This is a genomic window from Embleya sp. AB8 (genome assembly GCF_049739465.1).
Lineage (GTDB): Bacteria > Actinomycetota > Actinomycetes > Streptomycetales > Streptomycetaceae > Embleya.
Genome location: NZ_JBMHHY010000012.1, coordinates 203,676 through 229,904 on the forward strand (window position 1 = coordinate 203,676; position 26,229 = coordinate 229,904).

The window sequence follows — 26,229 nt, forward strand, 5'->3', positions numbered from 1 at the left end:
ATCCACCGTGCGGGAGGGCTATCGCTCGCGGTTCTCCGGTGCCGCGAAGCGTTCGAAGGCGGCCAGGTTGCGCAGGGATTCGCCGCGTTCGACGCGCCAGTCCCATTCGCGGCGGATCGACGTGGCGAAGCCGATTTCCAGGAGGGTGTCGAAGCTGTCGTCGGCGGCCTGCAGGACCACGCCCAGGATGCGGTCCACCTCGTCGGCGGTGACCGCGGCGATCGGCAGTCGGCCGGTGAGGTAGACGTCGCCGAGCCGGTCGACGGCGAACGCGACGCCGTACATCCGCACATTGCGTTCCAGGAGCCAGCGGTAGAAGGCGGCGTGATTCTCGTCCGCGTGCCGGATCACGAACGCACGCACCGCGAGGGTGTGCGCATTGACGGTGAGCGCGACCGTCGTCTTGAGCTTGTGCGTGCCGGGCAGGACCGCGACGAAGGTGTCCGGCGCGGACTGCTCCCACTCGACGCCGGCGTCGGTCAGCGCGGCGCGCACGGTCTGCGCGGCCCGCTCCTGTTCGGCTCTCACGTGGCACCCCATTCGTTGCGAGGTCTCGACGCTACTGCCCGCCCACCACCCGGCCGCGTGGGGCCGCGCTGCGGGCCAGCGTGTCGGCGTAGACCTCGGCCATCGAGGCCGCCGCCGAGGACCAGCCGAAGCCCGCGGCGTGTCGGACGGCGCCGGCGGAGTAGTCGTCGCGCAGTCGGGGCGCCCGGATCAGGTCGCGCAGGGCCAGGCCGTAGTCCACCGGGTTGTGGCCCCGGACCAGCGTCCCGGAGACGCCGTCGCGTACCGCGGTGGGCAGGCCGCCGACCGCCGCCGCGACCACGGGCGTCCCGCAGGCCTGGGCCTCGATGGCGACCAGGCCGAAGGACTCGTTGTAGGAGGGCACCACGGCGACGGTGGCCGCGCGGTACCAGTCGGCCAACACGTCCTGGCGGACGGGACGCTGGAAGCGGACCACGTCGTGGATGCCGAGCGTCGCGGCCAGTTTGTGCAGGTGCTCGGGCGCGGCCATGCCGTTGCCGCTGGGCCCGCCGACCACCGCGACCACCAGCGAGTCGCGCAGCGCGGGCTCGGCCTGGAGCAGGTGGGCGATCGCGTAGAGCAGCACGTCGGGGGCCTTGAGCGGCTGGATCCGACCGGCGAACAGGATCACCGTGGCATCCACCGGCACGTCCAGTCGGCGGCGCGCGTCGGCCATGTCGCCCGGACAGAAGGTGTCCAGATCCACGCCGGGGTTGACCACCGCGACCTGCTCGGGGGCCGCGTCGTAGAGGTCGATCAGCTGTTCCGCCTCCTCGACCGTGTTGGCCACCAGCCGGTCGGCCGCCTCGACCACCTGGGACTCGCCGATCACCCGGGCCCGCGGCTCGGGCGCGTCGCCGCCGGCGAGCGAGGCGTTCTTGACCTTGGCCATGGTGTGCATGGTGTGCACCAGCGGCACCCCCCAGCGCTCCTTGGCCAACCAGCCGACCTGGCCGGAGAGCCAGTAGTGCGAGTGCACCAGGTCGTAGTGCCCGGGGTCGCGCATCGCCTCGGTGCGCAGCACACCGGAGGTGAACGCGCACAGCTGGGCCGGCAGGTCCTCCTTGGACAGGCCCTCGTACGGCCCGGCGGTGACGTGCCGCACCAGCACCCCGGGGGCCATCTCGACGACCGGCGGCAGATCGCTGCCGGTGGCCCTGGTGAATATCTCCACCTCGATGCCGAGCGCGGCCAGCCGCTTGCTCAGTTCGACGATGTAGACGTTCATCCCGCCGGCGTCGCCGGTGCCGGGTTGATGCAGTGGGGAGGTGTGAACGCTCAGCGTCGCGATTCGACGAGGTGCCCCCCGGCGCGCTCCCAAAGTGATCGCGCGCTGGACGTGGTGGCTCACTCGTTGACCTCCCTGGCCGGCCCCGTGCCATGTGGTTCTGGCGTACCTGTGTCGTGTTGTACCTGTACCGAGCTACTACAGCTATCAGTTGTACCGAGCCACTATCGATCGTGGTCCGCCCGGCCGTCGTTCGCGGGCCAACTCAGGACCTAACCCATCGTGCTCGGCGGGGATTCCCCGGTGGGGTGTGATCCGGACCGCTCGCGGGGGCGCATGGAGGTGTTCCCTTACGCTGCGAGCATGGGTACGCGCGGCGGATCGGCTTTCGGCACCCCGGGAACAGGGCCGAAACCCGCAGCCGGGGCACGACCCGCCGGGGTGATCACGCGCGGCACCACCAACGCGAATCGGCTGCGCCGGGTGGACCGCTGGCTGACCGGTGCGCATGGACGCCTCCTGCGCGGCGCCGCCGATCCGCTGGTGGTCGACGTCGGCTACGGCGCCTCTCCGGTGACCACGCTGGAGCTGCTGCGCCGGTTGCGCACGGTGCGGGCGGAGGCCGCGGTGGTCGGGTTCGAGATCGATCCGGAGCGGGTGGCCGCGGCGTTGCCCTTCGCCGAGGACGGGCTGACCTTCGCCCGGGGCGGCTTCGAGGTGCCGTTGCCGGCCGGGCGCGCCGCGATGGTGATCCGGGCGTTCAACGTGCTCCGGCAGTACGACGAGGCGGCGGTGCCGGCGGCCTGGGCGCGGATGTGCGCGCGGCTCGCGCCGGACGGGCTGCTCGTCGAGGGCACCTGCGACGAGTTGGGCCGGCGGGCGGTGTGGTTGGCCATCGGGGCGGACGCGCGCCCGCGCACGGTCACCTTCGCCACCCGACTGGCCGGCTTCGAGCGCCCGTCCGAACTGGCCGAGCGGCTGCCCAAGGCGCTGATCCATCGCAATGTGCCGGGCGAGCCGGTGCACACGTTCCTGACCGCGTTCGACCGGGCCTGGGATCTGCACGCGCCGCTGGCCGCGTTCGGCGCCCGGCAGCGCTGGCTGGCCGCGACGGACACCCTCGCCCGGGACTGGCCGGTGTGCGCCGGACCGGGCCGGCGGCGGCCCGGCGAGCTGACCGTGGCGTGGTCGGCGGTGGCGCCGCGCGCCCGGGACATCGCGACCGAGATATCAGCCGGCCGCGCGGATACATTCCGGTGACTCGTGTCCGGTCCGGAACGGCGCATGAAATCTTGAACACATGACGTTCACTTGACGGTGGCGCGGCTCGGCGTGTCGTCCGCGATTGGTGTGATTCGTCCGTTCCGATAAGTGGACGATCACGAAGAGTCCCCTGCCCATCGCAGCCGGAACATGCAAGGATCCGACGCTGAACCGGTCCTCGGGAACTGCCGTCCCGGATGGGTCGGTTCCGGTTCGACGGGACGTCGCACCGCCGGCATCGTCCGAAACGTCGCAGGAGCGCAGCCGATTTTTCGAAGGGGCGGAGCATGGTGAAACTCGGGGGCCGAAACGGCCTGCGAACCCGGGCGGTGACCACCTGCGGCGCGGCGCTGTTGTGCGCGGCCCTGTTCGGCGGCAACGCGTGGGCCGACCCCGGTGCGCCGCCGGTACCGCCGGCGAACACCGCGATCAAGTCCGTGCAGGACCTGCTGGCCGCGCAGGCCCGGGTGCAGGAGCTGTACCGCCAGGCCGAGCAGGCCACCGAGCGGTACAACGCCACCACCGAGCAGCTCGGCCGTACCCAGACCAAGTCCAACGACGTGAACGCGGGCGTGGTGTGGGCCCGGCAGAACGTGGACAAGGCCCGCGAAGACCTGGGCCGGTTGGCCCGGTTGCAGTACACGACCCGGGGCATGGATCCGCTGCTGACCCTGATGTTGTCCTCGAACCCGGAGGGTTTCCTGCGGGACGCGCCGGCCTACGAGCACATCTCGCAGACGCAGTTGGACACCATCACCCGGGCCAAGCAGGCCGAACTGCAACTGACCGCGATGCAAAAGAGCGCGGACACCCAACTCGCCGAGAGCAAGCGCCTCGAGCAGCAGGCGGCGGCGAGCCGGACCGACATCCAGGCGCGGATCGCCGAGGCCGAGAAGATATTGGCCGCGCTGACCCCCGAGCAGCTCGCCGAGCTGGCCCGGATGGAGGCGCTGTCCGCGGAGGCCGGTCAGGCCCAGCTGAACGCGCTGATCGGCAAGCCCGACCAACAGACCACGCCCAAGGCGGCGCTCGCCATCGCGTTCGCGATCGACAAGATCGGCAAGCCCTACATCTGGGGCGGGGTCGGTCCGGAGGGCTACGACTGCTCCGGCCTGACCTCGAAGGCGTGGGCGTTCGCGGGTGTCCCGATCCTGCGCACCTCGCAGGAGCAGTGGGCCTCGCTGCCGCGCGTACCGATCGCCGAGATGCGCCCGGGCGACCTGATCATCTACTTCTCCGACGCCAGCCACGTGGGCATGTACCTGGGCAACGGCAAGATGGTCAACGCACCCCGACCGGGTCGCAACATCGGCATCGCCAACGCCGGTTCGATGCCGATCCTGGGCGTGGTCCGGCCGGACGCGGGCGCGGGCACGGTGACCGCCCCGGCGATCCCGAACACCCCGGCTCAGCCGCCGACCACTCCGCCGCCGCCCCCGCCGGTCACTCAGCCCCCGGTCACTCCGCCGGTGACGCCGCCGGTCACCCCACCGGTGACACCACCGGTGACACCACCGGCGAGCACCCCGCCGCCGACCACGAACCCGCCCTCGACACCGCCGCCGAGCACCGGCACGGGCACGCCGAGCACGTCCAAGTCGGGTACGCCGTCGGGCGGTTCGGGCACGCCGAGCGGACACTGAGCAGGTCGCACGACACGGGCGGGTCGGGCCTTCGGGTCCGGCTCGCCCGGCTGTATGCGCGGCCCCGAAGGCACCCACAGCGGTACGAACCCCGTACGTCGAGCACCCGATCGAGCGACACGGGCACACCGCGCACCGCCGGGAGCGGGCCGGTGATTCGGCGCGCCGGTCCACCCGCGCACATGCGCGGCCCCGAGGCTCCGTCCCACCGAGCACCGGCACACCGACTTCCACCGAGTCGGGCGCCGGGCACGCCGAGCACATCGAACGGGCCGGGCCGGCGGGTCCGGTCCCTTCGTCCGCGTACCGGGGCCCCGAGGGGGGCTTCCCCCAACTCGCCGACGAACGCTGCGGTATGGCGCGTCAGCGCCCCCGAAATGGGCCACCCCAAGTGATCGACGCGCGAAGCGCGGAGAGCGGCGGAGCCGCAGAGTTTGACGGTGTGGCCCGGAGCGAAGCGGAGGGACACACCGTCACGAGCGAGGTGCCGCCTTTTTGCGGAGGAGCGAAGCGGGGGAGCAAAAAAGCGGTATCTCGCGAGCCGGCGGCGAAGCCGCCCACATAGCTGCCGCCTCGAACGCGACGTGGGCGTGGGCCTCGAACAGCACGAAGCGCACCTCGGTCAGCGCCGTCGGCGTCGTGCGCACCGTCTCGACCGCGATCCGCGCCGCGTCCTCGATCGGCCAGCCGTACCTGCCCGCCGAGATCGCCGGGAACGCCAGGGTGGCTGCGCCGAGTTCGTCGGCCACCCGCAGCGACTCGCGGTGGCAGGACGCGAGCAGCGCGGACCGGTCCTCGGTGGGGCTGTACACCGGGCCCACGGTGTGCACGACCCAGCGCGCGGGCAGACGCCCGGCCGTGGTGGCCACCGCCGCGCCGGTCTTCAGGCCGCGACCGAGCCCGGCCGCGCGCAGCGCCCGGCACTCGGCCAGGATCTCCGGGCCGCCCCGGCGGTGGATCGCGCCGTCCACCCCGCCGCCGCCGAGCAGGGACGAGTTGGCGGCGTTGACGATCGTGTCCACGTGCTGTTCGGTCAGGTCGCCGCGTACCACTGTGATCCGGGTCATGCGGCCCAGCGTGCCGGCCCGAGCCGGGCCGCGACACTCGTTTCCGCCGCACCGCGGGCCGTACGGTTATCCGCGCACACCGGCCCGCGCTATCGTCCCTTTTCGATTGCCGGGCGACAAAACGATTCGCGCGGCGACATCGATCCCGGAGGTGGTGGCGTGCGCCCCGCGTACGGCGGTGACGGCGGAGCGGTCGAACGGACCGGTCACCGCGCGGTACCGATGCCCGCCGCCGCAGCGGATCCGATCACACGTGCGCTGCGCGTGCTGCTGATCGAGGACGACGCCGGGGACGCCTTCCTGGTCGAGGAGTTGCTGGCCGACGCGGCGGAGCCGATGGAGATCGTCTGGGCCCGGTCGATGGGCGAGGCGATGGTCGAGCTCGGTGGCGACATCGGCTGCGTCCTGCTGGACCTGGGACTGCCCGACGCCGAGGGGCTGGGCGGCCTGCACCGACTGCTGCGGTTCGCGCCGCGGACCGCGGTGATCGTGCTGACCGGCCTGGCCGACGCGCATCGCGGCTCGGCCGCGGTCGCCGCCGGCGCCCAGGACTACCTGGTCAAACAGGAGATCGACGGCTCGTTGTTGTCCCGGGCGATCCGCTACGCGCTGGAGCGCAAGCGGGCCGACGAGTCGCAACGCAGGCTGGTCGAGTCGGAGCTGCGCGCGCAGGAGAACGCGCGGCTGGAGCGCGGGCTGCTGCCCGAGCCGATCCTGCGCGACCCCTCGTTGGACTTTCGCGCCCGCTACCGGCCGGGCCGGCGGCGCGCGCTGCTCGGCGGGGACCTGTACGACGCGGTGCAGACCGCCGACGGGCGCGTGCACGTGATGATCGGCGACGTGTGCGGGCACGGCCCGGACGAGGCGGCGCTCGGGGTCAATCTGCGGATCGCCTGGCGCTCGCTGATCTTCGCCGGGCTCACCGGCGGCGAACTGCTCACCACCCTGGAGCGGATCTTCGAGCACGAGCGGCGCTCGGACGAGATGTTCGCCACGTTGTGCATGACCGTGATCGAGCCCGATCGGCGCCGCGGCCGGGTCTACCTGGCGGGTCATCCGGCGCCGCTGCTGCTCACCCCCGAGGGCGTCGCGCCGCTGTCCGAGGGGGCCACCGGGCCGGCCCTCGGCCTGTTCCCGGGCGGCCGGTGGGGCTACGAGTCGATCGAACTGGGCCCGGACTGGTCGCTGCTGCTCTACACCGACGGGCTGATCGAGGGGCGGATCGGCCCCGGCCCCGAACGGCTGGGCACCGACGGGCTGTTGCCGCTGATCGGCCGGCTCCGGGCGGCCGGGCGCACCGGCCACGACCTGATCGACGCCGCCGTCGCCGCGGTCGAGGACCTGCACGGGGGCAGCCTCACCGACGATGTGGCGGTACTGCTGCTTCGGCACGACCCGGATCGCCCGTGGCACGGGGCGTCGGGCGAGCGGCCCGTGCTGCCCGGTCCGACCACCGGCGCGGGCGGCGGGGCGTGATCGCGCGCGCGGCGCGGCGCGGCGGCGGCAAGCCCCGGATGCGCCAGGTGGTCGGCCTCGGTCTCGGCCTGCTCGCGCTGGTGATCGTGATCTCCGCCGTGGTCGGCGCGCTGGCCATCTCCCGGCTGAACGATTCCCGGGCCACCGTGCTGGACCGGCTGGAACCGGCCGCCAACGCCGCGTTGCGCCTGGAGAACGCGCTGATCGACCAGGAGACCGGGGTCCGAGGCTGGATCATCAGCGGCGATCCGAGCTTTCGCGAACCTTTCGCGCGGGGGCGGGTCGAGGAGGATCGCATCTACGCCCGGCTGACCGCGCTGCTGCCGGACTCGGCCGAGGGCGACCGGCTGCGCGCCGACCTGGCCGAGGTCGGCGCCCGCGCGCGGGCCTGGCGCACGGCCTACGCGGAACCGGCCCTGGCCGATCGCACCGCCGCCCGCACGCTGCCCGACCAGGGTCGGGCGTTGTTCGACGCGGTGCGCGCGGCGACCGCGACCCAGCAGGCCGACCTCGGCGCGGCGCGGGCCTCGGCGCGGCACGAACTGGCGAGCGACGCGACCATGTTGACCGCGACGCTGATCGCGGTGGCCGCGCTGTTCGCCGGGATGCTGATCGCGATCGCGGTGTTGTTCCGCCGGATGGTGACCCGGCCGCTGGAACACCTGGGCGAGCAGGTCCGGCAGGTCACCGAGGGCGAGTACGACCGGGCGCTCACCGGTCGCGGGCCGGCCGAGATCATCGCGCTCGCGCACGACGTGAACTCGATGCGGGACCGGATCCTGGAGGAACTGCACGGCACCGAGGCGGCCCGCGCGCTGATCGACGAACAGGCCGAGGATCTGCGCCGGTCCAATGCCGAGTTGGAGCAGTTCGCCTACGTGGCCTCGCACGACCTGCAGGAGCCGCTGCGCAAGGTGGCCAGCTTCTGCCAGCTGTTGGAGAAGCGGTACGGGGGGCAACTCGACGAGCGGGCCGACCAGTACATCGCCTTCGCGGTGGACGGCGCCAAGCGTATGCAGACGCTGATCAACGACCTGCTCACGTTCTCCCGGGTGGGCCGGGTGGACAGCGAGCGGGGCGACGTGGACCTGCGGGAGAGCCTGGCGCACGCGCTGCACGCGCTGGCCGCGGCCCGGGAGGAGAGCGGCGCGCGGATCACCGCCGATCCGCTGCCGACCGTGCCGGGCGACGCGCTGCTGCTCGGGCAACTGGTGCAGAACCTGGTCGGCAACGCGATCAAGTTCCACGGGGAGCAGGCCCCGCGCGTGCACGTGGGCGCGCGCTGGGACGGCGAGCAGTGGGAGTTCTCCTGCGCCGACAACGGCATCGGGATCGAGCCGCAGTACGCCGACCGGATCTTCGTGATCTTCCAGCGGCTGCATCCCAAGGACGCCTACGGCGGCACCGGCATCGGGCTGGCGATGTGCAAGAAGATCGTCGAGTATCACGGCGGCCGGATCTGGCTGGACACCGAGACCACCGGCGGCGGCACCACGATCCGCTGGACGCTGCCCGGCGAGCCGGTTCACCAGGGGCCGTAGGGCCCCATGTTGCGACCGCCGCCGCGACGGCCGCCGACCTCCTTGAGCGCGGGGCGCACATCGACCAGATAGACGATCGCCGCGACCAGGCCCGCGAGCATGAACATCAGCCCGAGCCCGGTGGGCAGTACGTCGAGCACCACCGCGACGCCGAGCAGGATCAGCCAGAAGGACTTCTTCTTCTTGTCCGCGGCGCGGTAGGCGTCCTCGCGCCGGAAGGCGGCGTCGAACAGGCAGAACACCTTGAGCAGCAGGATGCCGAGGAAGAGCCAGGTGAGCAGTTGGTCGAACTTGGCCGTCAGCAGACCATCGGCCATGGCCAGTTCCATCGATCCTCCTCTGACGGCCGCCACGTGCCGCCATGTCGTACGGGGGATTCCAGTCTGGCACGCCGAGTGCGACCTCGGGTGTTCCCGCGACCGCACTCGGGGGCGATCGTGCCGCGGCGGGGTCAGGCGTCCGGGCCGGGGGTCGGCCTCGGGTCGGCCAGGTCGGCGGCACGCACACACCGTGCTCGCTGTCGCAAGCACCCTGCTTGCCGTCGTGTGCAGGGGCCGGCCGCCACTCACCGACCCGACAGCAGGTCCTCGACCTTGGCCTCGCCCTCGCGGTAGCGGCGGGTGATCTCGGTGGCGCAGTCGTCGGCGGTGCGCTGGAGGCGGTGCCGACGGGAGGACACCTCCTGCTCGTGGGCGGCGAGCTTGGCCAGTGCCTCGCCCAGCTCGGCGTCGGTGTGCGCGGCCAGGTCGGACAGGCCCACGTCGGCGAGCAGTTGCTCGATCCAGCTCCGGTAACGATCGGTGCGCGGCGGTTGCACGTTGACGTGCCGGGCGCCGCGTGCGGGCGGTCTGGACTCGGACAGGATCTCCGGCAGCCGGCCCACCACCGGCGACTTCGGCTCGGCGCCGTCCGGCCCGGAGCGCCGGGCCAGTTCGGCGCGCAGGATGTCGATCCGCCCCTGGAGCAGTCTCCGCAGATAGGACAGATCGTTCTCCTCGCGCTGGGCGTCACGCATGAGTTCGCGAACCCGACTCAGCGTGAGTGCGCGGATGGCCTCCGGGGCCACTCCGTCGGGAAGATCCACCATGAGACGCATCGTGTCATGTCGGGCAGACCCCCGCGTGCCACATGGCGCGGAATCGGTCCGGACGGGTGTGCACAATGGGCCCATGCGTGCCGTCCTCCAGGTTGTGACCGAAGCATCCGTGACCGTCGAAGGGGAGGTGGTCGGCTCGATCGTGGGCCCGGGACTGTGCGTCCTGGTCGGCGTCACCCACACCGACACCCCCGAGATCGCCCGCCGACTCGCCGCCAAGCTGTGGAGCCTGCGCGTGCTCGACGGCGAGAAGTCCTGCTCGGACCTGGCCGCACCGCTCCTGGTGATCTCGCAGTTCACGCTGTACGGCGACGCCCGCAAGGGTCGGCGGCCGACCTGGAACGAGGCCGCGCCGGGCCCGATCGCCGAACCCCTGGTCGCCGAGGTGGTGGCGGCGCTGCGCGCGCTCGGCGCGGAGGTGGCCACCGGCGTGTTCGGCGCGGACATGAAGGTCGCACTCGTCAACGACGGCCCGATGACCCTCGTCGTCGACATGTGAGCGCGATCCCGGGGGTTGTCCCCATGTTCCGTGGCCCGCCGGGGAAGGACAATGGCGACGAGTCCCCCGACCGAAGGGATCAGGACATGTCGCATCGCGGGCCGTACATCGCGGCCGGGATCGTCGTCGCCGTCATCGCGCTGATCGTGCTGCCGTCGTGGATCGCCTGGACCATCGTGGCGGTCGCGATCGGCCTGCCGGTCGTCGCCTATTTCACCCTGGACCGCTCGCAACGGCGGCGCATCCACCGCATCCGCCGCCGCGAGATCCGCTAGCGCCGCGCCCGGCAACGTTCACCCCGTCAGGCGCCCGGCACGGCACTGGCACCGGACCGGCGGAACCGGCGGATCGACGCCGCCCGGCAGCGCCGGACCGGACCCGGTCCAAGCCGGGACGCTACGCGGGGACCACGATCTCCTGGGTCGCCGGCACGCCGCCGGCCAGGAGTTCGGCGTCCACCGCGGTGTTGCGCTTGATCAACGCCAGCGCGATCGGGCCGAGTTCGTGGTGGCGCACCGCGCTGGTGACGAATCCGACCTGGCGGCCCGCCAGTTCGACCGGGTCGCCGTGCGCGGGCAACTTCTCCGGGGTGCCGTCCAGGTGCAGGAACACCAGCCGGCGCGGCGGGCGGCCCAGGTTGTGCACGCGCGCAACCGTTTCCTGCCCTCGGTAGCAGCCCTTGTCCAGGTGTACCGCGGTGTCGATCAGGCCCAGCTCGTGCACGATCGTGCGGTGGTCGGTCTCCAGGCCGAGCCGCGGCCGGTGCGCGGCGATCCGCAGCGCCTCGTAGGCCCACATCCCGGCCGGGTGCTCGTGGCCGCGCCCGTATTCGGCGAGCCGCTCGCGCGGCAGGAACAACTCGCGCCCGTATTCCGTGTCGCGGACCAGGACGTCCGAGGGCGGCTCGCCCGCCGGGCCCGCCTCGTGCACGATCGCGTAGTCGGCGGACACGTCCGCCACCTCGACCCGCAGCATGAATCGCATCCGGTCCAGGAACTCGACCAGCGCCGGTGCCTCGCCGGGCTCCAGGTGGGCCCAGAACGCCTCGCCGTCGTCGACCCCGTAGAGCGCGTGCTCGATGTGCCCGTGCGGGCTCAGCACCAGCGTCAGGATCGCCTGGTGCGGCTGCAATCCGGTCAGATGTTGCGTGGTCAGCGAGTGCAACCAGCTCAGCCGGTCCGGGCCGCTCACCTTGATCACGTCGCGGTGCGACAGGTCGACGAAACCCTCGCCCGCCTCCAACCGGCGTTGTTCGCGCAGCGGGTCGCCGTAGTGCGCGGCGACGCCGGCGTCGGGGGCTTCCGCGGCGACCGCTCGGGGCAGGGACAGCAGGGGGCTCGTGGACATGCCCCCACAGTACGAGACCGCGCCCGCGAAGCTCAGGGAACCCGGGCCGCGGTGCACTCGGCACAGCGGCCGAAGATCGCGAAGTGCGCGAGGTCGAGGTCGAATCCGTGCTCGGCGCGCAGCCGCTCGCCGAGCGCCGCGGCCACCTCGGTCTCCACCTCGATCACCCGCCGGCAGTCCCGGCACACCAGGTGCAGGTGGCCGTGCACGTCGGCCGGATGGTAGGTCGGCGGACCGTGCCCGAGGTGGGTGTGGGTGACCAGGTCGAGTTGTTCGAGCAGTTCGAGGGTGCGGTAGACGGTCGAGATGTTGATCCCGCCGGCGGTCTTGTGCACCTCCGCCAGGATCTCGTCCGGCGTCGCGTGGCCCAGGGTGTTCACCGCTTCGAGGACGAGTTGGCGCTGCGGCGTGAGCCGGTAGCCCTTCTCCCGAAGTTCGTGCTTCCAGTCAGTGCTCACCCGGGGAAGTTTACGAGGGCCGGCCGGCTCCCGGGCCATCGCGCGCTACTCGGCCGCGAGGTCCGCGTCGACCCGCTTGAGCTGGGCGGAGACGTGTGCCTGGAGCGGGTGCCCCATGGCGGCCATGTCGTACGCGTACATCAGCTCGCCCTTGACCAGGCCGTAGAGCCGATGGCCGGCGGTGTATTCCTTCGCGTCCTCGGTGCGCGCGACCACGTCGGTGCGCATCTCCAGGCGCGGGCCGTCCACCTTGCCCAGCCAGATCTCCACGATGCCGGTGGGGTGCGCGAGGGTCACGTCCACCGAACCGTCCAGCTTCGAGCGCCAGAAGCCGGTCTCCGTCGCCAGCGGGCGCACTCGCTCGCCGGCGTCGTCGAGCAGCCAGGTGCGCGAGGTGTAGGTCAGGAACGGCTTGTTCGGGAGATAGCCGAAGGTGACCTGCTGGCCGAAGCGGAACGCCTCGATGGTCGGGTAGTCGCCGACACCGGCGCCTTCCCAGGTGCCGAGCAGGAACGCGAGCGGGACGGCGTCGAAGTGCAGGTCGTCCGGGATTTCGATCATGGTGGGGCGCCGCTTCCGGGGTCGGGTACGGCGGGTCAGCCTACCGGGCCGCGGCTCAGTTCTGGCCCTTGTACAGCTTGGACACGGTCAGCGCGGCGAACCACGCGACGAGGACGCCGACCACGGCCAGCAGCGCAATGAAGAAGATGTGCATCGCCCGGGTGCTCCTCGTGCTTCGTGCGGGTCGACCGGATCCACCCGGCCGGGTGCCAAACGGCCTCAGTGTATAGGCTGCGGGCCGTGAAGCGATCTCTCGTGGTCAAGGTCACCGCAGGTCAGGACGCGCCGGAGCGCTGCTCCCAGGCGTTCACCGTCGCCTCGGTGGCGCTCGCGTCGGGGGTGGAGGTGTCGCTGTGGTTGACCGGCGAGTCGTCCTGGTTCGCGCTGCCCGGGCGCGCCGCCGAGTTCGAACTCCCGCACGCGCCGCCGCTGTCGGACCTGCTGGACGCGCTGATCGCGGGCGGCCGGGTGACGTTGTGCACACAGTGCGCGGCCCGTCGGGAGATCACCGGGGCGGACGTGTTGCCCGGGATCCGGATCGCGGGCGCCCAGGTGTTCGTCCAGGAGGCACTCGCCGACGACGCGCAGGCACTCGTCTACTGAACCGCCGCCCGAGCCGGGGTCAGTGGCTTATCCCGGAGATGTTCAGGCCGATCACCCCGAGCAGGACCAGGCCGATCGAGATCAGCTTGAGCGGTGAAGAGCCCTCGTCGAGCAACCAGATGCCGACCAGCGCGGTGCCCGCCGCGCCGATCCCGGTCCACACCGCGTACGCCGGGCCGACCTCCAGGGACTTGAGCGCGTAGGTGAGCAGCCCGAAGCTGCCGAGCGCGCACACGGCGAATCCGATGGTGGGCCACAACCGGGTGAATCCGTGACTCTGCTTGAGCATGATGGCGAATCCGGTCTCCAGGATTCCCGCGATGACGATTATCGCCCATGCCACGTTTGCCTCCCGAGGGGGCGCCCTGCCTGCGGTGCGCCGATCTGTCGAGCTGATCCACCGAAGATACGGAAACCTTTCTGCCCCGGCGACGACGGGCACACACCCACGCGGCTCCGCCCCTCCCCCGAGCACGTGGGGAGGGGCGGAGCCGTGGTGCGCCGATCAGGTCGCGGGGTCCGTTGGTGTACGTCCGAAGGAGACCCGGCCCGTCGGAGTGTCAGACCGCGATCTCGACCTCGGCGACGGTGCCCTTCTCGGACACCACCACGCTGCGGTCCACGGTCGCGCCCGGGACGAGCGCCCGTACGGTCCAGTTGCCCGGGGCCGCGAAGAACCGGAACTGGCCGGTCGCGGACGTGGGCACCTCGGCGGTGAAGTCGCCACCCGCGTCGAGCAGGCGCACGTAACCGTTGATCGGCTGCCCGCCCTTGGTCACCGCCCCCTGAATGATGGTTTCCTTCGCCACGTCAACTCCTGCCAGATCCGGGCCGCCGGCCTTCGCACCGCACATCGTTACTGCTCCCTGAACTCGGGTTGGGGTAGCCGTCGGTCACTTGCCGTCGCCGAGCTCGATCGGCACGCCGACCAGCGCGCCGTACTCGGTCCACGAGCCGTCGTAGTTGCGCACGTTGCCCTGCTCGAGCAGCTCGTGCAGGACGAACCACGTGTGCGCCGAGCGCTCGCCGATCCGGCAGTAGGCGATGGTGTCCTTAGCCAGGTCCACACCCTCGCCCTCGTAGAGCGCGGTGAGCTCCTCGTTGGTCTTGAAGGTGCCGTCGTCGTTGGCGGCCTTCGACCACGGGATGTTCTTCGCGGTCGGCACGTGGCCGGCCTTCTGCGACTGCTCCTGGGGCAGGTGCGCCGGGGCGAGCAGCTTGCCGGAGAACTCGTCGGGCGAGCGCACGTCGACCAGGTTCAGCGTGCCGATCGCGGCGAGCACGTCGTCGCGCCAGGCGCGGATGCTCTTGTCCTGGTCCTGGGCCACGTACTCGGTCGCGGCGCGCTCGGGCACCTCGACGACCAGCTCGCGCGAGTCCAGCTCCCACTTCTTGCGACCGCCGTCGAGCAGCTTGACGTCGCCGTGGCCGTAGAGCTTGAAGTACCAGTAGGCGTAGGACGCGAACCAGTTGTTGTTGCCGCCGTAGAGCACCACGGTGTCGTCGTTGGCGATGCCCTTGGCGGACAGCAGCGCGGAGAAGCCGGCCTCGTCGACGAAGTCGCGCTTGATCGGGTCCTGGAGGTCGTCGCGCCAGTCGATGCGCACCGCACCCCGGATGTGGTTCTTGGCGTAGGCGCTGGTGTCCTCGTCGACCTCGACCAGGACCACCTTCGGGTCGTCCAGGTGGGCCTGGACCCAGTCGGCGTCTACCAGAACGTCGGAGCGGCTCATGGGATACCTCCGGTGCAAAAGAGCGCGGATTCGCGGGGGTTCACAGGGAACGTGTACGCGGTTTCGGGTACACCCGGGCATGCCACGGCGCCGCCGCATGCGGGGGTGAGGGTGTTTCGGGGGTTCGTCGCCCGGGGGCCGGGTGCCCGTTTCGCCGCGTCGTCACACGGTTCGGGATCCCGGGGCCGACGGTCGGTCGCGAGCCGCCCGGGGCGGCTCGCCGATCAGACGACTGTCGGCAGGTCAGTCAGCGCAACACAGGCAGGTCTGCGTGCGGCACAGGTCCACTGCGCGCCGCTTGGTGAGGTCGTCCGCCTGTCGCTTCACAATGCCGATCGTAGGTACGGATGACCGCCGTGTCATGCATGGCTCAGGATGTGAGACAAAATTGTCCGCCCATTGGGATGGGCGGACAATTGGCCCGGATTTGTCAGGGTTGGCCGAGCACGATGTCCAGCAATTGTTGGCCGTCGCCGACGGTCTTGACGGTGAACCGGGTGATCTCGCCGGCCGGGATGCCGGTCGCGCCGCGGATCGGGTCGGCGCCGTACTCGCCGCCGGGGACCACCCACGAGGACGCCGTCTCGATCCGGCCCCTGGTCCCGTGGACGTCCAACTGGCAACGGGTGCCGGGTCGGATGCCGGACAGCGACACGTCGACGCTGCTGCCCCACGCGGTCGCGGCGTAGCGCAGTTCGGCCCCCGCGCCGGAGCGCGGATCGTCCGCCCGGACGGTACGCGCGCCCGGCGGCACGGCCGGTGTCCCCGGCTCCCGGGCGGCCGGGGACACCGACGCCGGCGGCGGGGGCGGCCCACTGCTCGACGGCGCGGCGGTGCTCTCGTGGCTGCCGCCGGAATCGCCGAGCGCCCAGCCGGTGAGCCCGGCCAGCAGCACCAGGACCGCCGCCGCGGCGGCCGTCAGGTTGCGCAGTCGCCGGCCTCGCTCGGCGCGCCCGGCCGCGGCGGACAGCAGCCGGGCGGGCGGGGTCCCACCCACCGCCGTGCCGCTCGCCGCGGCCTCGGCCTCGGTCAGCCGGGCGAGCAGCGCGGGCAGCCCGGCCAGTTCGTCGTACTCGGCCCGGCAGCGCGGGCAGGTCGCGACGTGCTGCCGGATCCGGGCGGTCTCGGCCTCGTCCAGCGCGCCGACCACGAACGCGCCCAGGTCCAGGCGCGCCACGGCGCAGCCGAGCCGGACCGGCGGTCCGGCCGGCTTCGGCGGCGGCGCCGGATCCGGGTCGGGAGTGGTGCCGTTCGTCGCCGCGTTCTCGTCCCCGGTGTCCGTCACGGGACCAACCCCCTTTCCTCCAGGGCCACGCGCAGCGCTCGCAGCGCGTAGTACGTACGGGATTTCACCGTGCCCTCGGGCACCCCCAGGGCCTTGGCGGCGTCCGCCACCGAACTGCCCCGGTAGTAGGTCTCCAGGAGCACGGCCCGGTGTTCGGGACTCAGCGCGGCCATCGCGTCGGCGACGTCCCACGCGAGCACGGCCCGGTCGAACTCGGCCTCGGCGCCCTCGTCGGGTACCGCCGCGAGCGCCGCGTCGCCGGTCTCCGGCGGCCTGGCCCGGCGGGCCCGGCCGATGTCGATCACCACGTTGCGGGCCACCGTGCACAACCAGGCCCGGACCGAGCCCCGGCCCGGGTCGAGCGCCTCGGGGTGGCGCCAGGCACGCAGCAGCGTCTCCTGCACCACGTCCTCGGCCCAGGCCCGATCGCCGCCGGTCAGGCGCAGTGCGAAGCCCAGGAGCGGGCCGCCGTGTTCGAGGTAGAGCGCCCGGATGACCGCCTCGTCGGCGGTGGATATTCGAGATGCGGAGTGCAGCGGGTCGGCGGCGGGTCGGTCGGCTCCGGAAGCGGGTTGCGCGAGGAACGCGCGGGCCGCTCCGGGGTCCGCCTGCGCCTCGACGCCGAGCAGCTCCGAGCGTTGCAGCACACCCGCTTCACGAGCGAGCGGGTCCGGCGGTTCATCCCGCGTCCCGGAGCGGGACCGGCGGCGTATCCACGGCATGGCCGCATCCTTCCGTGGCGACGTCGCCGCCGCACAGCTAATCAGCCGATCATGACCCGGCCCAGCAGATACGCGGCGGGCGCGGCCAGCGCGAGCGGCAGGGACACACCGGCGGTGAAGTGGACGAACCTGGACGGATGGTCGTAGCCGGCGATCCGTCGGCCGAGCAGCCCGAGTGCCGCGGCCCCGGCGCCGAGCAGTGCGGCGTAGGGCGCCTCCCCGCCGAGCGCGACACCGCCGGCCGCACCGGCTGCGGTGCCGAGCAGCCAGGACGGGATCGGCGCGATCGTATCCGGCAGCGGCACGGCCCGGACCAGCGTCGCCACCCCGGCCGCGAGCGCCGCGCCGACCACCGCCGCGCCGGCGTCGATCGGCCCGCCCGACAGTTCGCCGGCGACCAGGTAGGCGACGTCGAACGCGGTGATCAGCGCCGCGGACGTGGTCACGGTGAGCGCGGGCAACAACTCGCCCGGCCGGGCCCCGCTGCGGGCCTGGAGCAGCACGCTCAGCAGCAGCGCGCCGGCCAGCACGGCGGGCACGCTCGCCAGGCCCTGCTGGCCCTTGGCGTAGACCGCGGCATCGGTGCCGAACGCGGCGACCACGACCAGGGCGATGCCCTGGCGCGCGGGCCACATGCCGTTGAGCCGGAACCAGCCGACGGCGGTGAGCACTTGAAGGAACGCGACGCCGAGCACGAGGGCGGGCTTCCCGGCGATCGCGGTCACCGCGAGCACTGCGGCGAGGCCGACCGTGAGCAGTGCGGGCAGGAAGCCCGGCGGGTCCCAGATCGGCGTCCGGGCCGAGCGCGCCGCCCGGGTCGGCGAGTCGCCCCGCCGCGGGGCGGGCACCTTGGCGAGCACGACACCCGGCTCGGCAGCGGAGCCCGGGTCCGGTTCGGCGCCCGAGGTGTGGTCGTAGTCGGTGCTCGGCGCGTCCGGATACCCCGAATCGAGGTCCGCCGAGCCGTAGTCGACGGTGTGCTCGGCCCCGTCGGCCGACCCGGCGTCCACGATCGCGGGCATCACATCGGTCGCGCCGTCGTAGCCGTAGCCCTGGGGACCCGCGTCCGTGATCGCCGGCATCACATCGGTGGCGCCGTCGTAGCCGTAGCCCTGGGGACCCGCGTCCGTGATCGCGGGCATCACATCGGTGGCGCCCTCGTAGCCGCCGTAGCCGTCCTGTCGCTGGTCGGCGAACGCGGGCAACACGTTCGTCGCATCCGCCCGGCCGTAGCCGGCGGCCGGCGCGTTCGGGTCCGCGTACGGCTGCGTGTTCGGGTACGCCTGCGGGTCGGCGTACGGCTGCCCGTACTGCTCTTGATACTGCTCCCGGTACTGCTCCGGCGGATATCCGTAGCCGCCGTACTCCGTCGGCTGCGCGTACTGCGCCTGCTCGGGCCCGCCGCCGTAGGCCTCGACCGGCGGCGTGCCGTACGGCTGCGCCGGGTAGCCGTGCTCGAGCTGCTCGCCCGGCCGGCCGGCGGTCGGGTCGTAGCCGCCCGGCTCCTCGTATCGGTCGCCCGCCGGGCGACCGCGCCGGCCGCTCATCCGCCGGCGAAGGGGGGCAGCACCTCGACGGTGCCGCCCTCGGTCAGGGTGATCGCCGCATGGTCGCGCCGACCCACCGGATCGCCGTCCACGACGAACGAGCAGTTCGCGACGACCGCGCCGAAGCGGGTCGAGTCGCCGTGCCGCTCCCGGGCCCGGCGCAGGGCCTCGGCGAGGGTGGCCGCGTCGTACGGCTCCTCCGGCGTGCCCGCGGCCTCCTTCGCCGCGGCCCAGTACCGCATGGTGCCGACCGCCATCGCGTGCCCTCCCGTGTATCCGTGTCAGGTGTACGGCTTCGGCGCCGGCGGCCCCGAAGCAGTGCAGGATCCATGATGACGCCTCACGGCGCGCCCTTCGGTCCGCCCGGCGCGCGGATCACCCTTGGGTGTGCGCCCGCCCCGATCCGGTGAAACCGCGGCGCCCGGCCTGCTCGGGTGCAGGCATTCCGGTGAAAGCCGGGCCCCGGGGTGTCCGCAGTGCGGGAAGATCCCCGGGTAGGTCGGTTCCTGATGACATGTTCGCTATCCTGACCCCGCAGGCTCACGACGAAGACGGACGGACCCCAACGGACCCCGGCAGTGGCTCCCGAACGGTTACGGCTTCGGACGAGTCGGCGACCAATGAGGATCCGGGCGACGATGCCCCGGGTCCTTTCGTGTTTTCGTGCCTGTTTTGGGAGGTGTCCCGTTGAGTGCCCTGCTGCTGCTCACGAACGCGCTCCAGCCGTCGGCCGAGGTGCTGCCCGCTCTCGGCCTGCTGCTGCACCAGGTACGCGTGGCCCCGGCGGAGGCCTCCGCCCTGGTCGACGCGCCCGCCGCGGACGTCATCCTGGTCGACGGTCGACGTGATCTCCCCCAGGTGCGCAGTCTGTGCAGGGTGCTGCGGACCACCGGGGTCGGCGCCCCGCTGATCCTGGTGGCCACCGAGGGCGGTCTGGCCGCGCTGACCGCGGACTGGGGGGTGGACGACGTCCTCCTGGACACCGCGGGACCCGCCGAGGTCGAGGCCCGACTGCGGCTTGCGATCGGCCGGCTGCAGGCCGCCCAGGGCGCGGAGGACGAGCCCACCGAGATCCGCAACGGCGATCTGAGCATCGACGAGGCCACCTACAGTGCGAAGTTGCGCGGCCGGGTGCTGGACCTGACGTTCAAGGAGTTCGAGCTGATCAAGTACCTCGCGCAGCACCCGGGTCGGGTGTTCACCCGGGCCCAGCTGTTGCAGGAGGTGTGGGGCTACGACTACTTCGGCGGCACCCGCACGGTGGATGTGCACGTACGTCGGCTGCGGGCCAAACTCGGGCCCGAGCACGAGTCGTTGATCGGCACCGTGCGCAACGTCGGCTATCGCTTCGTGGTACCGGACCGGGGTCTCGGGGAGCCCGCCCTCGCCGAGCGCGGCTGAGCCGACGGGGCGTCATATCCCTTACCCCATCGCACAAAACAGACTTTTCCGGAGCAACGCGGAGGACCGTCCCCGGCTCGCGTCCGGGTTGCGAACTCCCGTGAGCCGCGCCGATCCTCGTCCCTACAATGACCGCGTGCCCAAAGTGACCCGCGACGATGTCGCCCGCCTGGCGGGGACCTCCACCGCGGTGGTCTCCTACGTCGTCAACAACGGCCCGCGCCCGGTCGCTCCGGCGACGCGCGAGCGTGTGCTCGCCGCGATAGACAAGCTGGGCTACCGGCCCGACAGTGTGGCCCAGGCGATGGCCAGCCGCCGTACCAACCTGATCGGCCTGGTGTTGCCCGACGCCCGCCAGCCCTTCTTCGCCGAACTCGCGCACACCGTCGAACAGGCCGCCTTCGAACAGGGTCGCCTGGTGCTGATCGGCAACTCCGATTACGAGGACGACCGCGAACTGCACTATGTACGGGCCTTCCTGGGCATGCAGGTGTCCGGCCTGGTGCTGGTCAGCCAAGGTCCCTCGGAACGCGCCGCGCGCGAGATCGCCACCCGGGATGTGCGGGTGGTACTGATGCACCGTCAGCCCGATGCGCTGGGCGGCGACGCGGTCATCCTGGACGACGTACAGGGCGCCTACACCGCGGTCCGCCACCTGCTCGACGTGCACGGCCTCACCCGGGTGGACTGCCTGGGCGGGCCGCCCACCACGCCGGACTCCGGCGACCCGGTCACCGACCACGTCACCGGCTGGCGGCGGGCGATGGCCGAGCGCGGGTTGCCCACCGACGGCCTGCTGCACGAGGCGCCGTTCGGCCGGTTCGGCGCCTATCAGGTCGCGCGCTCGCTGCTGACCGGGCCGGATCGGCCCGGGGCGCTGTTCTGCTCGACCGACGACCAGGCGATGGGTGTCCTGCACGCGGCCCGCGAGGTCGGCGTGCGGGTGCCGGACGAACTCGCGGTGGTCGGCTTCGACGACATCGCCGAGGCGGCCATCGCCGACCCGCCGCTGACCACGGTGACCTCGGACCGGCCCGGCATGGCGCGGGCCGCGGTCGAACTGGCCCTGGAGCGCGAACCGGCCGCAGCCGGCGACCCGCGGGTGCGTACCTTCCCCTCCACGCTGGTGGTCCGCCGCAGCTGCGGCTGCGGCTGACCGCGGGCGGCTCGGTAGCGTGGGCCCATGGACCTCGCGGATGTGTCGATCGAGACGGTGAATCGGGCCTCGACGGAGGATGCCGCGGCCGTACTGGCCCTGGCCGAGGCGGCGGCACGGGTGGACGGCGCCGTGCCGCTGTCCGAGCAGTCCCGCCTGGAGCTGCGACACGGGGCGCCCGCCGCCCGTGAGCTGATCGCCCGGGCCGGCACCGGGATCGTCGGTTTCGCGCATCTGGACGGCGCGGACGAGGTGGACGGCCCCGCCGCCGAACTGTTCGTCGCGCCGGCCGCGCGCGGCGCGGGCCTGGGTCGGGCGTTGCTCGAGGCGCTCCTGGCCGAGGCCGCGCGCGTGGACGAGGGCGGCCGGCTGCGGGTGTGGGCGCACGGCAAGCTGCCGGCGGCCGAGCGGTTGGCCGCGGCGCTCGAGCTGACCGCGTTCCGTGAGCTGTGGCAGATGCGCCGCGCGGCCGACACCCCGGTGCCCGAGCTCGCCCCGCGTGCCGACGTGCGGCTGCGCACCTTCCGGCCGGGCGCGGACGACGCGGCCTGGCTGGCGCTCAACGCGAAGGCCTTCGCACACCACCCCGAGCAGGGCGCGTGGACCGAGGACGACCTGCGCCGCCGCTTCGCCGAGCCGTGGTTCGACCCGGCCGGTTTCTTCCTGGCCGAGGACGCGGACACCGGCGCGCTGCTCGGCTACCACTGGACCAAGACGCACCCCGCGACCGCGGACTCCGGCCCGCTGGGCGAGGTGTACGTGGTCGGCGTCGACCCGGCGGCCCAGGGTCGCGGGCTCGGCGCGCTGCTCACCTCGGTGGGTCTGCGGCATCTGGCCGAGCGCACGGTCGACGGCGCTCCCCTGGCCGAAATCCTGCTTTATGTGGACGAGGACAACCGGGCCGCGGTCAAGGTCTATACCCGTCTGGGCTTTCGTGTGCATACGATCGATGTGATGTACCGACGCTGAACACGGTGTGAAACCTGGCGAACATCTGTTTCGGGTTCGCTTCGCACAGGTGCACATAGACCGTCGCGAAAAGACAATGGTCCGATGAACGCCGAGACCCCCGCCGCGCGATCCTCCCGACACCTGACCGTGGCCGTACCGCCCGCGCAGGCCGGCGGCCGGGTCCCGGTGGCCGCGGTGCCACCCGAACCGGAGTCCGAGCTGCCCCCGGACCGGTTCCTGGACCGCGAGGGGAGCTGGCTGGCGTTCAACGAGCGGGTCCTCGAACTGGCCGAGGATCCGAGCACCCCGCTGCTCGAACGAGCGCGCTATCTGGCCATCTTCGCGTCCAATCTGGACGAGTTCTTCATGGTCCGGGTGGCCGGTCTCAAGCGCCGGATCGCCACCGGCCTCGCGGTGCGCGCGGCCAGCGGCCTCCAGCCGCGCGAGGTGCTGGAGAACATCTGGTCGCGCAGCCGCGCGCTGATGGCCCGGCATTCGACGTGCTTCCACCACGACGTGCTGCCCGCGCTCGGCGAGGCGGACATCCAACTCCTGCGCTTCGACGAGTTGACCGACGGCGAGCGCCAGTCGCTCTACGCGCTCTTTCGCGAGCGGGTCTTCCCGGTGCTCACCCCGCTGGCGGTGGACCCGGCGCACCCGTTCCCGTACATCTCCGGCCTGTCGCTGAACCTGGCCGTGATCGTGCGCAACCCGCGCTCGGGCAACGAGCACTTCGCCCGGGTCAAGGTGCCGCCGCTGCTGCCGCGCTTCGTGGAGACCTCGCCGGCCCGCTTCGTGCCGCTGGAGGAGGTGATCGCCGAGTTCCTCGGCGACCTGTTCCCGGGCATGGACGTACTCGGCCACCACGCGTTCCGGGTCACCCGCAACGAGGACCTGGAGGTCGAGGAGGACGACGCGGAGAACCTGCTCCAGGCGCTGGAGCGGGAGCTGATGCGCCGCCGGTTCGGGCCGCCGGTGCGGCTCGAGGTCGAGGAGAGCATCGACCCGCACGTGCTCGACCTGCTGGTGCGCGAGCTGGGCGTGGGCGAGAAGGAGGTCTACCCGCTGCCCGGACCGCTGGACCTGACCGGGCTGCACGCGATCGCCGACCTGGACCGGCCCGAGCTCAAGTTCGGCCGCTTCGTCGCGGGCACCCACCGCGACCTGGCCGAGGTGGAGACCGCACAGGCCGCCGACGTGTTCGCGGCGATGCGCAAGCGGGACATCCTGGTGCACCACCCCTACGACTCGTTCGCCACCTCGGTCCAGGCCTTCCTGGAGCAGGCCGCGGCCGATCCACACGTGCTGGCCATCAAGCAGACGCTCTACCGCACCTCCGGCGACTCGCCGATCGTGGACGCGCTGGTGGACGCGGCCGAGTCGGGCAAGCAGGTGCTGGTCCTGGTCGAGCTCAAGGCCCGCTTCGACGAGCACGCCAACATCACCTGGGCGCGCAAGCTGGAGCAGGCCGGCTGCCATGTGGTGCACGGCGTGGTGGGCCTGAAGACACACTCCAAGCTGTGCCTGGTGGTCCGCCAGGAGGGCGACGTGCTGCGCCGCTACAGCCACATCGGCACCGGCAACTACAACCCCAAGACCGCCCGGCTCTACGAGGACCTGGGCCTGCTCACCGCCGACCCGCAGGTCGGCGAGGACATGTCGAACCTGTTCAACCGGCTCTCCGGCTACTCGCGCGCGCAATCGTTTCGGCGCCTGCTCGTCGCGCCGCACTCGCTGCGCAACGGATTGATCGAGCGGATCGAGCGGGAGACCGCCAACCACGAGCAGGGCCTGCCGGCCTATGTCCGGCTGAAGTCGAACTCGCTGGTGGACGAGCTGGTGATCGACGCGCTGTATCGCGCGTCGCAGGCCGGGGTGCCGGTCGATCTGTGGATCCGCGGCATCTGCGCACTGCGACCGGGCGTTCCCGGTCTGTCCGAGACCATTCGAGTACGCAGTATTCTCGGGCGATTTTTGGAACACTCCAGGGTGTGGGTGTTCGCCGGCGGCGGCGAACCCGAGGTGTGGATCGGCAGCGCCGACCTGATGCATCGCAACCTGGACCGCCGGGTCGAGGCGGCGGTGCGGTTGCGCGGCGATCGACACCGCGACGAGACGACGTCCTTCATGGACCTGGGGATGAGCGCGGAGACCGCGTCCTGGCATCTGGACCGGGACGGTACCTGGACCAGGCACGCGATCGCCGCCGACGGCAGCCGGCTTCGGGACGTGCAGGAGCACCTCATCGAGACCCGGAGGCGCAGACGTGGGCCGGAGTAAGCAGGCGACGACCGTTCCCAAGCCGCGCGCGGCGGCCGAGGACACCTCGGCCGGGGCCATCCTGCTCGCCCATCTGGTCGGCGAGGCGGGCGCGTTCATCGACGAGCTGCCCCGGCTCGGCGCGGGCGAGGAGGAGGCGGCGCACAACGCGCGGGTGGCCGCCAGGCGCATCCGCAGCGCGCTGGCCACGTGCGCGCCGCTGCTCGACCCCGAACCCGCCGGCCGGCTGCGCGGCCTACTGCGCGAGGCCGCCGACGCGCTGGCCGGCGAACGGGACGCCGAGGTGCTCCTGGAGCGTCTGCTCACCGATCTGGACGCGCTGCCGGAGCGCCCCGGCTCGGCCCGGGCCCGGGCGCTGGTGGGCCGCCGGCTGCGCGGCGAGTTGGGCACCGGCCGGGATCGGGCCCGCGCCGCGCTCGGATCGGAGCTGTTCGCCACGCTGTCCACCGACCTGGTCGCCCCCTCGCTCGGCCTGACCTTCACCGAGCGGGCCGCCGCGCCGGGCGCCGAGGTGGTGCCCAGGCTGGTCGCCAGGACGCTGCGCCGGCTCGATCGGGCCGCCGACGCGCTGCCGCTGGTCGCGGCGGGCGTGCCCTACCCGGCCGACGACACCGGGTTCACCCCGTACGCGGGGACCGACGACGCGGCGTGGCACCGGGTGCGGATCCTGGCCAAGCGGGCCCGCTACGCGGCCGACATGTGCGTGCCCGCGTTCGGCCCGCCGGCCGCCCGACTGGCCCGGCGGCTCAAGGCGGTGACCGAGGTGCTCGGCGTGCACCAGGACGCCACGATCGCGGCCGAGGCGGTCGGCGCGTTGGCGGCCGGGCCGCGGGTGGGCGGGCCGGCCGCCTTCGTGCTGGGCGAGTTGTACGCGCACGAGCGGCGGGTGGCCACCGCGCAGCGCTACGCGTTCACCCGGGTCTGGCCGAACGCCTACGCTCCCGACGCCAGGTCGTGGCTCGATGGATGACCCGCCACCAGGAGCGGCGCGCGCCGGGCACGATCCGGTGCTCGCCGCGGGTGGGGTGTTGTGGCGCCGGTCGCCGGAGGGCGTGCGGGTGGCGCTGGTGCACCGGCCGCGCTACGACGACTGGTCCTTCCCCAAGGGCAAGTTGGCGCCGGGGGAACCCGCGGTGGTGGCCGCGGTGCGTGAGATCGCCGAGGAGACCGGCTATCGGGCGGTGCTCGGGCGCGAGTTGGGCGTGCGCAGCTATCCGATCCACTCCGGCGAGCGGCTCAAGATCAACCGCTACTGGACCGCCGAGGCGGTGGCCGGCGCGTTCGTCGCCAATCACGAGGTGGACCGGATGTGGTGGGGCGCGCCGGAGGAGGCCGCGGCGCGCAGCGGGACCCCGGACTACACCGCGTCGTTGATCGAGGCGTTCACGGCCGGGCCGTCGCCCGCGACCGTGCCGGTCCTGGTGTTGCGCGCGAGCCCGGCGTTCGCCGCGGACCTGGTGCCGATGCTGGCCGCGTTCGGACCCGTCGAGGTGCACGGCTGCGCGGATCCGGCCGCCGCCGCGACGGTGGCGCCGTACGTGGCGGCGGCGGGGGCGCGGGTGTATCCGGACGCCCGCTCGGTGGCCGAGGCGGTGCGCGGCGGCCGACCGACGCTGCTGTGTACGCCCGTTCCGGACCTGACGACTGCCGCCCCCGAAGTGTTTACCGCCCGGTTGGCGGCGGAGCCGTTGTTGCCCGGCGAGTTCGCCGTATTGCACGCCTGGGCGGGTCGGGTGGTGGCCGTCGGCCGCTACGCCCCCTACCCGACGGGAAGCTGAGCACTTGGTCAAGCGGTGATCACGGTTTACGTAACGTCATCCCGCGCTTTTCTGAACGCAGAGTGA

Annotated in this window: 27 protein-coding genes and 1 pseudogene; 13 read left to right on the forward strand and 15 right to left on the reverse strand. The window is 72.4% G+C overall.

What is annotated here, in order from left to right; genetic code table 11:
• Positions 1–18 precede the first annotated feature (18 nt).
• Positions 19–540: a YbjN domain-containing protein gene (locus ABIA38_RS19510; RefSeq protein ID WP_424639965.1), complete on the reverse strand. Its 522-nt coding sequence runs from the start codon at positions 538–540 to the stop codon at positions 19–21.
• A 19-nt stretch (positions 541–559) separates the two neighbouring features.
• Positions 560–1,879: a D-inositol-3-phosphate glycosyltransferase gene (mshA, locus tag ABIA38_RS19515; RefSeq protein ID WP_424639966.1), complete on the reverse strand. Its 1,320-nt coding sequence runs from the start codon at positions 1,877–1,879 to the stop codon at positions 560–562.
• A 240-nt stretch (positions 1,880–2,119) separates the two neighbouring features.
• On the opposite strand from mshA, the gene ABIA38_RS19520 reads away from it, so the two are divergent.
• Both ABIA38_RS19520 and ABIA38_RS19525 read left to right on the forward strand, forming a co-directional pair.
• Positions 2,120–3,016, forward strand: coding sequence for a class I SAM-dependent methyltransferase (locus ABIA38_RS19520; RefSeq protein ID WP_424639967.1), 897 nt, complete (start codon positions 2,120–2,122; stop codon positions 3,014–3,016).
• A 290-nt stretch (positions 3,017–3,306) separates the two neighbouring features.
• Positions 3,307–4,662, forward strand: coding sequence for an NlpC/P60 family protein (locus tag ABIA38_RS19525; RefSeq protein ID WP_424639968.1), 1,356 nt, complete (start codon positions 3,307–3,309; stop codon positions 4,660–4,662).
• Between the two features lie 569 nt (positions 4,663–5,231).
• Here the strand turns inward: ABIA38_RS19525 and ABIA38_RS19530 are convergent.
• A pseudogene (locus ABIA38_RS19530) lies at positions 5,232–5,729 on the reverse strand (O-acetyl-ADP-ribose deacetylase); the annotation flags it as partial.
• Positions 5,730–5,951: 222 nt separating this feature from the next.
• On the opposite strand from ABIA38_RS19530, the gene ABIA38_RS19535 reads away from it, so the two are divergent.
• On the forward strand, positions 5,952–7,205 hold the full coding sequence (locus tag ABIA38_RS19535; RefSeq protein WP_424640063.1) for a PP2C family protein-serine/threonine phosphatase: 1,254 nt from the start codon (positions 5,952–5,954) through the stop codon (positions 7,203–7,205).
• Complete coding sequence (locus ABIA38_RS19540) at positions 7,202–8,746, forward strand: sensor histidine kinase (RefSeq protein ID WP_424639969.1); 1,545 nt, start codon at positions 7,202–7,204, stop codon at positions 8,744–8,746. Before ABIA38_RS19535 ends, ABIA38_RS19540 begins: the two co-directional genes overlap by 4 nt.
• Here ABIA38_RS19540 and ABIA38_RS19545 read toward each other — a convergent pair.
• Together ABIA38_RS19545 and ABIA38_RS19550 are read right to left on the reverse strand one after the other, a co-directional pair.
• Entirely contained in the window at positions 8,731–9,051 is a 321-nt protein-coding gene (locus ABIA38_RS19545; RefSeq protein ID WP_424640064.1) for a DUF2516 family protein, read from the reverse strand. The two genes, ABIA38_RS19540 and ABIA38_RS19545, sit on opposite strands and share 16 nt — an antisense overlap.
• Positions 9,052–9,311: 260 nt before the next feature.
• Positions 9,312–9,833: an ABC transporter substrate-binding protein gene (locus tag ABIA38_RS19550; RefSeq protein ID WP_424639970.1), complete on the reverse strand. Its 522-nt coding sequence runs from the start codon at positions 9,831–9,833 to the stop codon at positions 9,312–9,314.
• Between the two features lie 82 nt (positions 9,834–9,915).
• On the opposite strand from ABIA38_RS19550, the gene dtd reads away from it, so the two are divergent.
• Together dtd and ABIA38_RS19560 are read left to right on the forward strand one after the other, a co-directional pair.
• Positions 9,916–10,341 carry a D-aminoacyl-tRNA deacylase gene (gene dtd / locus ABIA38_RS19555; protein ID WP_424639971.1) on the forward strand — a complete coding sequence of 142 codons (426 nt, stop codon included), beginning with the start codon at positions 9,916–9,918 and terminating at the stop codon, positions 10,339–10,341.
• A gap of 86 nt (positions 10,342–10,427) precedes the next feature.
• The gene (locus ABIA38_RS19560) at positions 10,428–10,616 is read left to right on the forward strand and encodes a hypothetical protein (protein ID WP_424639972.1); all 189 of its coding nucleotides are present in this window, start codon (positions 10,428–10,430) and stop codon (positions 10,614–10,616) included.
• 121 nt (positions 10,617–10,737) lie between these two features.
• On the opposite strand, the gene ABIA38_RS19565 is transcribed toward ABIA38_RS19560, so the two are convergent.
• Genes ABIA38_RS19565 through ABIA38_RS19575 form a run of 3 tightly spaced genes read right to left on the reverse strand, consistent with a single transcriptional unit; the run spans position 10,738 to position 12,707 of the window.
• Positions 10,738–11,688, reverse strand: a complete 951-nt coding sequence (locus tag ABIA38_RS19565) for a YgfZ/GcvT domain-containing protein (RefSeq protein ID WP_424639973.1) — start codon at positions 11,686–11,688, stop codon at positions 10,738–10,740.
• Positions 11,689–11,720: 32 nt separating this feature from the next.
• Positions 11,721–12,146: a Fur family transcriptional regulator gene (locus tag ABIA38_RS19570; RefSeq protein WP_424639974.1), complete on the reverse strand. Its 426-nt coding sequence runs from the start codon at positions 12,144–12,146 to the stop codon at positions 11,721–11,723.
• Between the two features lie 45 nt (positions 12,147–12,191).
• Positions 12,192–12,707: an FABP family protein gene (locus ABIA38_RS19575; RefSeq protein WP_424639975.1), complete on the reverse strand. Its 516-nt coding sequence runs from the start codon at positions 12,705–12,707 to the stop codon at positions 12,192–12,194.
• 240 nt (positions 12,708–12,947) lie between these two features.
• Here ABIA38_RS19575 and ABIA38_RS19580 point away from each other — a divergent pair, with 240 nt between their 5' ends.
• Positions 12,948–13,310: a DsrE family protein gene (locus ABIA38_RS19580; RefSeq protein WP_424639976.1), complete on the forward strand. Its 363-nt coding sequence runs from the start codon at positions 12,948–12,950 to the stop codon at positions 13,308–13,310.
• 19 nt (positions 13,311–13,329) lie between these two features.
• On the opposite strand, the gene ABIA38_RS19585 is transcribed toward ABIA38_RS19580, so the two are convergent.
• From ABIA38_RS19585 to ABIA38_RS19615, 7 genes are all read right to left on the reverse strand, one after another.
• Positions 13,330–13,653 (reverse strand): DMT family transporter, encoded by a 324-nt coding sequence (locus ABIA38_RS19585; protein ID WP_424639977.1) that lies wholly within the window; start codon positions 13,651–13,653, stop codon positions 13,330–13,332.
• A 217-nt stretch (positions 13,654–13,870) separates the two neighbouring features.
• Complete coding sequence (locus ABIA38_RS19590) at positions 13,871–14,164, reverse strand: DUF1416 domain-containing protein (protein WP_020552259.1); 294 nt, start codon at positions 14,162–14,164, stop codon at positions 13,871–13,873.
• 39 nt (positions 14,165–14,203) lie between these two features.
• Positions 14,204–15,043 carry a sulfurtransferase gene (locus ABIA38_RS19595; protein ID WP_424639978.1) on the reverse strand — a complete coding sequence of 280 codons (840 nt, stop codon included), beginning with the start codon at positions 15,041–15,043 and terminating at the stop codon, positions 14,204–14,206.
• A 430-nt stretch (positions 15,044–15,473) separates the two neighbouring features.
• Positions 15,474–16,328 carry an anti-sigma factor family protein gene (locus tag ABIA38_RS19600; protein ID WP_424639979.1) on the reverse strand — a complete coding sequence of 285 codons (855 nt, stop codon included), beginning with the start codon at positions 16,326–16,328 and terminating at the stop codon, positions 15,474–15,476.
• A complete protein-coding gene (locus ABIA38_RS19605) occupies positions 16,325–16,864 on the reverse strand; it encodes a sigma-70 family RNA polymerase sigma factor (RefSeq protein WP_424640065.1) in 540 nt (179 codons plus the stop codon). The genes ABIA38_RS19600 and ABIA38_RS19605 overlap by 4 nt, the downstream gene beginning before the upstream one ends.
• Before the next feature lie 227 nt (positions 16,865–17,091).
• Positions 17,092–18,597, reverse strand: a complete 1,506-nt coding sequence (locus ABIA38_RS19610) for a hypothetical protein (RefSeq protein WP_424639980.1) — start codon at positions 18,595–18,597, stop codon at positions 17,092–17,094.
• Positions 18,594–18,854 (reverse strand): MoaD/ThiS family protein, encoded by a 261-nt coding sequence (locus ABIA38_RS19615; RefSeq protein WP_424639981.1) that lies wholly within the window; start codon positions 18,852–18,854, stop codon positions 18,594–18,596. The genes ABIA38_RS19610 and ABIA38_RS19615 overlap by 4 nt, the downstream gene beginning before the upstream one ends.
• Before the next feature lie 430 nt (positions 18,855–19,284).
• On the opposite strand from ABIA38_RS19615, the gene ABIA38_RS19620 reads away from it, so the two are divergent.
• From ABIA38_RS19620 to ABIA38_RS19645, 6 genes are all read left to right on the forward strand, one after another.
• A complete protein-coding gene (locus ABIA38_RS19620; RefSeq protein ID WP_424639982.1) occupies positions 19,285–19,998 on the forward strand; it encodes a winged helix-turn-helix domain-containing protein in 714 nt (237 codons plus the stop codon).
• A 136-nt stretch (positions 19,999–20,134) separates the two neighbouring features.
• Positions 20,135–21,154 carry a LacI family DNA-binding transcriptional regulator gene (locus ABIA38_RS19625; protein WP_424639983.1) on the forward strand — a complete coding sequence of 340 codons (1,020 nt, stop codon included), beginning with the start codon at positions 20,135–20,137 and terminating at the stop codon, positions 21,152–21,154.
• A 27-nt stretch (positions 21,155–21,181) separates the two neighbouring features.
• On the forward strand, positions 21,182–22,123 hold the full coding sequence (gene mshD, locus ABIA38_RS19630) for a mycothiol synthase (protein WP_424639984.1): 942 nt from the start codon (positions 21,182–21,184) through the stop codon (positions 22,121–22,123).
• An 84-nt stretch (positions 22,124–22,207) separates the two neighbouring features.
• The gene (locus ABIA38_RS19635) at positions 22,208–24,385 is read left to right on the forward strand and encodes an RNA degradosome polyphosphate kinase (protein ID WP_424639985.1); all 2,178 of its coding nucleotides are present in this window, start codon (positions 22,208–22,210) and stop codon (positions 24,383–24,385) included.
• On the forward strand, positions 24,372–25,355 hold the full coding sequence (locus ABIA38_RS19640; protein WP_424639986.1) for a CHAD domain-containing protein: 984 nt from the start codon (positions 24,372–24,374) through the stop codon (positions 25,353–25,355). The genes ABIA38_RS19635 and ABIA38_RS19640 overlap by 14 nt, the downstream gene beginning before the upstream one ends.
• Positions 25,348–26,163, forward strand: a complete 816-nt coding sequence (locus ABIA38_RS19645; RefSeq protein WP_424639987.1) for an NUDIX hydrolase — start codon at positions 25,348–25,350, stop codon at positions 26,161–26,163. The genes ABIA38_RS19640 and ABIA38_RS19645 overlap by 8 nt, the downstream gene beginning before the upstream one ends.
• The last annotated feature ends 66 nt before the right edge of the window (positions 26,164–26,229 follow it).

Coding starts and splice junctions, on each gene's coding strand:
- ABIA38_RS19565 (WP_424639973.1), bottom strand. CDS start 11,688: ATGTCCACGAGCCCCCTGCTGTCCCTGCCCCGAGCGGTCGCCGCGGAA.
- ABIA38_RS19590 (WP_020552259.1), bottom strand. CDS start 14,164: ATGTGCGGTGCGAAGGCCGGCGGCCCGGATCTGGCAGGAGTTGACGTG.
- mshD (WP_424639984.1), top strand. CDS start 21,182: ATGGACCTCGCGGATGTGTCGATCGAGACGGTGAATCGGGCCTCGACG.
- ABIA38_RS19510 (WP_424639965.1), bottom strand. CDS start 540: ATGGGGTGCCACGTGAGAGCCGAACAGGAGCGGGCCGCGCAGACCGTG.
- ABIA38_RS19535 (WP_424640063.1), top strand. CDS start 5,952: ATGCCCGCCGCCGCAGCGGATCCGATCACACGTGCGCTGCGCGTGCTG.
- ABIA38_RS19645 (WP_424639987.1), top strand. CDS start 25,348: ATGGATGACCCGCCACCAGGAGCGGCGCGCGCCGGGCACGATCCGGTG.
- ABIA38_RS19595 (WP_424639978.1), bottom strand. CDS start 15,043: ATGAGCCGCTCCGACGTTCTGGTAGACGCCGACTGGGTCCAGGCCCAC.
- dtd (WP_424639971.1), top strand. CDS start 9,916: ATGCGTGCCGTCCTCCAGGTTGTGACCGAAGCATCCGTGACCGTCGAA.
- ABIA38_RS19575 (WP_424639975.1), bottom strand. CDS start 12,707: ATGATCGAAATCCCGGACGACCTGCACTTCGACGCCGTCCCGCTCGCG.
- ABIA38_RS19635 (WP_424639985.1), top strand. CDS start 22,208: ATGAACGCCGAGACCCCCGCCGCGCGATCCTCCCGACACCTGACCGTG.
- ABIA38_RS19520 (WP_424639967.1), top strand. CDS start 2,120: ATGGGTACGCGCGGCGGATCGGCTTTCGGCACCCCGGGAACAGGGCCG.
- ABIA38_RS19525 (WP_424639968.1), top strand. CDS start 3,307: ATGGTGAAACTCGGGGGCCGAAACGGCCTGCGAACCCGGGCGGTGACC.
- ABIA38_RS19560 (WP_424639972.1), top strand. CDS start 10,428: ATGTCGCATCGCGGGCCGTACATCGCGGCCGGGATCGTCGTCGCCGTC.
- ABIA38_RS19615 (WP_424639981.1), bottom strand. CDS start 18,854: ATGGCGGTCGGCACCATGCGGTACTGGGCCGCGGCGAAGGAGGCCGCG.
- ABIA38_RS19550 (WP_424639970.1), bottom strand. CDS start 9,833: ATGGTGGATCTTCCCGACGGAGTGGCCCCGGAGGCCATCCGCGCACTC.
- ABIA38_RS19610 (WP_424639980.1), bottom strand. CDS start 18,597: ATGAGCGGCCGGCGCGGTCGCCCGGCGGGCGACCGATACGAGGAGCCG.